At 63.5% G+C, this 6919-nt stretch carries 7 protein-coding genes; 2 read left to right on the top strand and 5 right to left on the bottom strand.

All coding sequences use genetic code 11. From position 1 onward, the window contains the following. Positions 1–8 precede the first annotated feature (8 nt). The 3 genes from M0954_RS10450 to alr form a co-directional block, all read right to left on the bottom strand. Entirely contained in the window at positions 9–272 is a 264-nt protein-coding gene (locus M0954_RS10450) for a DUF2866 domain-containing protein (protein ID WP_297353063.1), read from the bottom strand. A gap of 141 nt (positions 273–413) precedes the next feature. Then, complete coding sequence (gene radA, locus M0954_RS10445) at positions 414–1790, bottom strand: DNA repair protein RadA (protein ID WP_122155161.1); 1377 nt, start codon at positions 1788–1790, stop codon at positions 414–416. A gap of 154 nt (positions 1791–1944) precedes the next feature. Further along, complete coding sequence (gene alr, locus M0954_RS10440; protein ID WP_297353061.1) at positions 1945–3015, bottom strand: alanine racemase; 1071 nt, start codon at positions 3013–3015, stop codon at positions 1945–1947. Between the two features lie 218 nt (positions 3016–3233). Here alr and lplT point away from each other — a divergent pair, with 218 nt between their 5' ends. Both lplT and thiD read left to right on the top strand, forming a co-directional pair. Continuing rightward, the gene (gene lplT / locus M0954_RS10435; protein ID WP_123387755.1) at positions 3234–4541 is read left to right on the top strand and encodes a lysophospholipid transporter LplT; all 1308 of its coding nucleotides are present in this window, start codon (positions 3234–3236) and stop codon (positions 4539–4541) included. A gap of 15 nt (positions 4542–4556) precedes the next feature. Then, positions 4557–5363 carry a bifunctional hydroxymethylpyrimidine kinase/phosphomethylpyrimidine kinase gene (thiD, locus tag M0954_RS10430; protein WP_297353059.1) on the top strand — a complete coding sequence of 269 codons (807 nt, stop codon included), beginning with the start codon at positions 4557–4559 and terminating at the stop codon, positions 5361–5363. 40 nt (positions 5364–5403) lie between these two features. Here thiD and M0954_RS10425 read toward each other — a convergent pair whose 3' ends face one another. After that, positions 5404–6399 carry a DUF1853 family protein gene (locus tag M0954_RS10425; RefSeq protein ID WP_297353057.1) on the bottom strand — a complete coding sequence of 332 codons (996 nt, stop codon included), beginning with the start codon at positions 6397–6399 and terminating at the stop codon, positions 5404–5406. Then, on the bottom strand, positions 6399–6919 hold a 521-nt coding region (locus tag M0954_RS10420; protein WP_297353055.1), incomplete at its 5' end, for a uracil-DNA glycosylase. The genes M0954_RS10420 and M0954_RS10425, both read right to left, overlap by 1 nt.

Raw genomic sequence — 6919 nt, 5'->3', positions numbered from 1 at the left:
CGCCGCGTTTAGCGCCGCGGCAAAGTCTGGCGCGGGGCCCGTTCGTCGTCGTGCAGCATGTATTTGCGTCCTTCGACGTGACGGTCGATGGTGGCGCGCACTTCATCTGCGGTGACGTTTTCGGCCACGACGCGGCGCGAAATCTGGCCGGTGGTGTCGATCCACTCGACGATCCGGCACGCGCCGCCCCAAGGCTGGCGGATAGGTGCGGACACGCGGCAGCCGCGGACCTGCATGGGACGCTCGGGCACTGTTTCGTGGGACTGTTTCAAGGCGCGATCCTTTTCCGCTCAAGAGGGATGGCAGACTTGACCAGCTTAGGGAATACGAGTGTTGCGTGGGTTACATCCAATACCCGGTTATTTACGGAGCATTACGCGGCGCCTGCTACAAAAATGCTCCGCAAACGACGCCTACTCTAGTGTTCTGATGCGGTCGATGGCCTGTTCAAGCCGGTCTACCGCAATAACCTGTAAGCCGTCGATCGGCTGTTTCGGCGCATTCGCCTTAGGAATCAACGCGATCGAGAAGCCCAGCTTGGCGGCTTCCTTGAGGCGGTCCTGGCCACGCGGCGAGGGCCGGATCTCTCCGGCGAGCCCTACTTCGCCGAACACGATCAAACCCTTGGGCAGCGGTTTGTTACGCATCGACGAGTGGATCGCCAGCAGCACGGCGAGGTCGGCCGCCGGCTCGGTGATCTTGACGCCGCCCACGGCATTTAGAAAGACGTCCTGATCGAAGCAGGCAATCCCGGCGTGCCGATGCAGCACCGCCAGCAGCATCGCCAGACGGTTCTGCTCAAGCCCCACCGCGAGGCGGCGCGGATTTGGCACGTTGGCCGCATCCACCAGCGCCTGCACTTCGACGAGCAGCGGCCGCGAGCCTTCCTGCGTCACCAGCACGCACGAGCCCGGCACGGCCTGCTCATGGTGCGATAGGAACAACGCCGAGGGATTCGCCACGCCGCGCAGTCCACGCTCGGTCATGGCGAACACGCCCAGTTCGTTGACCGCGCCGAAGCGGTTCTTGAATGCGCGCACGAGGCGAAACGACGAATGCGTATCGCCCTCGAAATACAGCACGGTATCGACGATATGCTCAAGCACCCGCGGGCCCGCCAGATTACCTTCCTTGGTCACGTGGCCGACCATGATGATCGCCGTGCCGGATTGCTTGGCAATCCGCGTCAATTGCGCCGCGCATTCGCGCACCTGCGCGACCGAGCCGGGCGCCGAGGTGAGCGCCTCGGAGTAGACCGTCTGGATCGAATCGATCACGGCGACGTCGGGCCGCTCGCTTTCGATCGTCGCCTGGATTTTTTCGAGCTGGATCTCGGCGAGCAGCCTGAGTTCGCTTGCTTTGGAGCCGGGATCGAGCAGCGAGAGCCGTTGCGCCCGCAACGCAATCTGTGCAGCCGATTCCTCGCCGCTGATATAAAGCGCGCGCCGCTCGTGGGCGATTTCCCCGAGCGACTGCAGCAACAAAGTCGATTTGCCGATCCCCGGATCGCCGCCGATCAGCACCACTCCGCCCGGCACCAGGCCGCCGCCCAGCACGCGGTCGAATTCGCTGACGCCGGTCGAAAAACGCGGTACGTCCGAAGCCTCGATATCCGCGAGGCGCTGCACCGGCGCGCTTTTGGCGAGCGACTGGAAACGGTGCGCGGACGGCGACTCGGCCACCGTCTCCACCAGCGTATTCCATGCATGACATGCCGGGCACTGGCCCTGCCACTTGGGCGCCTGCCCGCCACATTCGGTGCAGGTGTACATCGTCTTCGGTTTAGCCACGCGCCCTTCGCCTTACTTGTTTGTCTAATGTGACGTCCGGTTGTGCCGGACGAGATCGAACCGTCTGAGTGACGTACGAAAGTGAGCTACGTAAATTGGCGGCCTAACCAGGTCACCTGAGCAAGCCACCCAAATGAGCCGCCGGGCGCGCCGCCTATTCCGCCCGCACCGGCACGCGCGGCGCCACCGCGCACATCAGCTCGTAGCCAATGGTGCCGCACGCCTTGGCGACGTCGTCGATCGGCAGTGCGTTGCCCCACAACTCGACGCGCGAACCGACACCGGCCGTCGGGCACGGCGTCAGATCGACCGTGAGCATATCCATGGACACCCGGCCGACGACCCGTGTCCGTATCCCATCGACGATCACCGGCGTGCCGTCCGGCGCAACCCGCGGATAGCCGTCCGCATAACCGCACGCCACCACGCCGATACGCATCGGGCCACGCGCCTTGAAAATCGAGCCGTAGCCGACGGTCTGGCCCTCGGCGACGTTCTGCACCGCGATCAGCTCCGAGGCGAGCGTCATGGCAGGCTGCAGGCCGGTACCCTCGATCGCCCCGGTATACCCCGACGGCGATGCACCGTACAGGATGATGCCCGGGCGCACCCAGTCGAAATGCGACGACGGGTGCCACAGCGTGGCCGCCGAATTGGCAAGGCTGCGCGCCCCCGCAATGCCTTGCGCGCCGCGCTCGAACGTTTCCATCTGGTGGGCGACGCCGCGGTCGCTGTCGGCATCCGAGAAATGCGTCATCAGCGTGATCTGACCCACGCCCTGGCACGCGCGCGCCCGCTCCCACGCCGCCCGGAAGCGCTCCGGCGTGTAGCCGAGGCGATTCATGCCGCTATTCATCTTCAACTGGATATTGACCGGTTTTGACAGACGCGCCATTTCCAGCATGCGTAACTGTTCGTCCGAATGCAGCGCCGTGCTGAGGCTGTAACGGTCGATCACATCGATATCGGTGGGGCGAAAAAAGCCTTCAAGCAAAAGAATTGGCCCGGCCCAGCCCAATTCACGCAACTTCACGGCTTCTTCGAGGTCGAGCAATCCAAAGCCGTCCGTTGCGCGTAAGCCAGGAAAGGCTCTTGCGAGGCCATGTCCGTAAGCATTGGCTTTGACGACAGCCCAGATTTTCGAATTCGGGGCATAACGGCGGACGACGGCGAGGTTATTGGCGAGCGCTGCGGTGTGAATCGTGGCTGAGAGGGGGCGCGGCATGGGATGTTTTCGTAAAGACGCTTGCGAATCAGGAGCTTACAGTGCGTTTTCAGCGCTCAGGAGCCCGCTGGGCGGTGCGATCAAGGATTCTGCTAGTCTGAATCCAGCTATTTTCGTGATATAAAGCCGTGCGCACAACCCATTTCGAACGGCATAAGCCCGGACGCCTTGCACACGGCCGGGGCGGACAGACCGCAGCGAGGACAGCATCGCATCAGATGAAAAAAGGTTTTTACACCATCATGGCCGCGCAGTTTTTTTCGTCGCTGGCCGACAATGCGCTTCTGATCGCTGCAATTGCACTGCTGAAAGATCTTCACGCCCCAAACTGGATGACGCCGCTGCTCAAGCTGTTCTTTGTGCTGTCGTACGTCGTCCTCGCTGCCTTCGTCGGCGCCTTCGCCGACTCGCGTCCGAAAGGGCGCGTCATGTTCGTCACCAACACCATCAAGGTGGTCGGCTGCTTCACCATGCTGATCGGCGCGCATCCATTGATTGCGTACGGTATCGTCGGCTTTGGGGCAGCGGCCTATTCGCCCGCCAAATACGGCATCCTCACCGAACTGCTGCCGCCTGACCGCCTCGTCGCCGCCAACGGGTGGATTGAAGGCACCACGGTCGGCTCGATCATTCTCGGCACCGTATTGGGCGGTGCGTTGATCAGCCCGCATATCGCCTCGCACATCCTCAAGCACCACATTCCGACCGTCAACACGCCGGCCGAAGCGGCCATGCTGGTGGTCATGGCGATCTACGTCATCGCCGCACTGTTCAACCTGCGCATTCCCGACACCGGTGCGCGCTATCCGAAACAGGAACGCGGCCCGATCAAGCTCGTTACCGATTTTGCGGACTGCTTCCTGATTCTCTGGCACGACAAGCTGGGGCAGATCTCGCTCGCGGTCACAACGCTGTTCTGGGGTGCCGGCGCGACGCTGCAGTTCATCGTGCTGAAGTGGGCGGAAGTGTCGCTAGGCATGTCACTATCCGAAGGCGCGATCCTGCAGGCGGTGGTGGCAGTCGGCGTAGCGGTGGGCGCGATCTTGGCGGCCTCGCGCGTGCCGCTCAAGAAGTCCCTTTCGGTACTGCCGGTCGGCATCATGATGGGCCTCGCCGTGATGCTGATGGCCTTCTATACGCGCAACCTGTTTCCCGCGCATTGGGGCTTTTACTTCGGCCATATGCATGTGTCGGGCTATCTGATCCTCGCGTATATCTTCCTGATGATCGTCGGCGGCCTGTCGGGATTTTTCGTCGTACCGATGAATGCGCTGCTGCAGCATCGCGGCCACGTGCTGCTTTCCGCGGGTCACTCGATCGCCGTGCAGAACTTCAACGAGAACCTCTCAGTGCTCGTGATGCTGTGCCTGTACGCGGTGCTGGTATGGCTCGACGTGCCGGTCTCGGCGGTCATCGTGCTGTTCGGCACCTTCGTGTGCGTGATGATGTGGTTTGTGATGCGGCGTCACCAGGCGAACCAGCGCGCGTTCGATTCGGTCGCGCTGATCGGCGAAGTGAAACACTGACACAGCAGCACTTCCATGACTCAACGGATTCCCAACGTCCTGACGATCGCCGGCTCCGATTCCGGCGGCGGCGCCGGCATTCAGGCCGACCTCAAGGCTTTTTCGGCGCTCGGTGCCTACGGCGCGAGCGTGATTACCGCGCTGACGGCGCAGAACACGCGCGGCGTGACGGCAATTCATACGCCCGAGCCAGCGTTTGTCACCGCGCAACTCGACGCGGTCTTCGACGATATCCGTATCGACGCGGTGAAGATCGGTATGCTGGCGAACGCGCAGATCGCGCGAGCCGTGGCCGAGGCACTACGGCGCCATCGGCCGAAGCACGTCGTGCTCGACACGGTGATGATCTCCAAGAGCAATCACGCGCTGCTGTTGCCTGATGCGGTGGCCGTGGTGCGCGACGAGTTACTGCCGCTGGCCGACTTGCTGACGCCGAACCTGCCGGAAGCGGCTGCCTTACTGGGCCTTACCGCCGCAACAGACGAAGCAGGCATGATCGAGCAAGGCGAAGCGTTGCGGGCGCTCGGCGCACGCGCGGTGCTGATGAAGGGCGGCCATCTCACAGCCGACGACAGTCCCGACTGGCTCGTGGAGGAATCGGGCACGCTGCGCCTCGGCGCGCGACGCGTGCCGGTGACGAACACGCATGGCACCGGCTGCACGCTGTCATCGTCGATTGAGGCACTGATTCCGCAGCGCGACGACCTCGCGAGTGCCGTAGCGGATGCCAAGGCGTATCTGACCGGCGCGCTTGAGGCCAGCGATCAACTCGACGTCGGCCAGGGCGTCGGGCCGGTGCATCATTTTTATCGTTGGTGGTGAGTTGGGTTGGTGTGTCGCAGCAATCGGCACCCGCTGAGGCTCACTGTCGCGCGAATGCCTGCGCTTTCTGCGGCCAGTCGTCCGGCACGATAAAACCGCGTGAGCGCTCGACCCAACGGCCCGCATCGTCGATCCAGAAGGCCGCGACCATGGTCGGGCCGTTTTGATGCGCCACGCGCTCGCTCAGGGCGACTGCATCGACAAACTCAATGCCTTCCGCTTCGGCTGCCCCCGGCTCGTGCCTGCGCGGCGCGAGCCACTCTAGCCGCGGCAAAACCCGCCACGCCTGCGCATGCCCGGCCGCAAAAACCGGCCAATCCACGCGCGTCGTCCACCAGCCGCGTGCGTGGGCTGGGTCGATTTCCACGGGATCGTTGCCCGCCTCGTTCTGTCCCTGCCCTTGCTCTTGCGGGTAGAACAGCCAGCCCTTGATGAACATCTGCGGTTCCCACGGTCCCGCGTACCCTAGTGAGACGAACTCGGCGCGTGCGCTGAGCGGCAACTGATGATCGAGCAGGTGGCTCAGTTTCAGATCGAAGCGGTCCTGCAGATTCGGGCCGACGTAATCCGCCAGTTGCGCGCGCCCGTCTCCGGCGTGCAGATAGCACTTGACCGCCAGTTCCCAATGCAAACGCCAACCTGCTTGCGTCTGCACCAGAAAGTCACACTCACCCAAGGTCAAACCGGCGCGCCGCAGGGGTACGTTCGCCGCGATGAGATGCGCGGTGGGACCATGCTGCAGAAACCACGCGAGCAGGCACTCCGCGTAACGGCCAAGACGTGTGACGCGGGCCGCTGCGATGTCGCGTTGCAACTCTCCGGCATCGGCATCGAGAGCCTGCAACCACCCGATGGTGGCAGCGAGCTCGTCGGAGGTTTCGAATGCGCTGGCAAGCATCCCTACTGGTGGTTGCGCGCGCAACAGATCTGCGCTGAACAGCAGCCAGGCGAGATCGCGCACGACCGGCTGACGCAGCGCATCCCACCGTGCCGCAGGCACAGTGGCCGGAAGCGCGGCCGGCCGGGTCGCGTTCATCAGCCGGCCGTTGTTTTGGCAGTCGTTTCGGCCGCCTTGAGCCACGTGTCGCGGGCGAGGCACAGATCCGCCCACGCCTTCGCCTTATCGGGCAGGCTGCGCAGCAGATACGCCGGGTGATAGCTCACGATGACCGGCACGCCCTCATAGGCATGCACGCGGCCGCGCAGCGACGAAATGCTCGCATCGGTCTTCAAAAGGCTCTGCGCCGCGAAACGGCCGAGCGCAATAATCAGCTTCGGCTTGACGAGCGCGACCTGGCGTTGCAGATACGGCTCGCAACGCACGACCTCGTCCGGCTCGGGATTGCGGTTGCCCGGTGGCCGGCATTTGATCACGTTGGCAATGTAGACGTTGGTGTCGCGCGCGAGCGTCAGCGAACGCAGCATGTTATCGAGCAGCTTGCCGGCCTGGCCGACGAACGGCTCGCCCTGGCGATCCTCGTTTTCGCCAGGGGCTTCGCCGATCAGCATCCAGTCGGCGTTGCGATCGCCGACGCCGAATACCGTGTTGGTGCGCT

This window comes from Paraburkholderia sp. (assembly GCF_026225065.1).
Classification (GTDB): Bacteria; Pseudomonadota; Gammaproteobacteria; order Burkholderiales; family Burkholderiaceae; genus Paraburkholderia.
This window is presented reverse-complemented; position numbering and strand designations above follow the sequence as displayed.

Excerpts from the sequence above, each read along its gene's own strand:
- M0954_RS10425 (WP_297353057.1), bottom strand. The coding sequence starts at position 6,399 with ATGAACGCGACCCGGCCGGCCGCGCTTCCGGCCACTGTGCCTGCGGCA.
- lplT (WP_123387755.1), top strand. The coding sequence starts at position 3,234 with ATGAAAAAAGGTTTTTACACCATCATGGCCGCGCAGTTTTTTTCGTCG.
- thiD (WP_297353059.1), top strand. The coding sequence starts at position 4,557 with ATGACTCAACGGATTCCCAACGTCCTGACGATCGCCGGCTCCGATTCC.
- alr (WP_297353061.1), bottom strand. The coding sequence starts at position 3,015 with ATGCCGCGCCCCCTCTCAGCCACGATTCACACCGCAGCGCTCGCCAAT.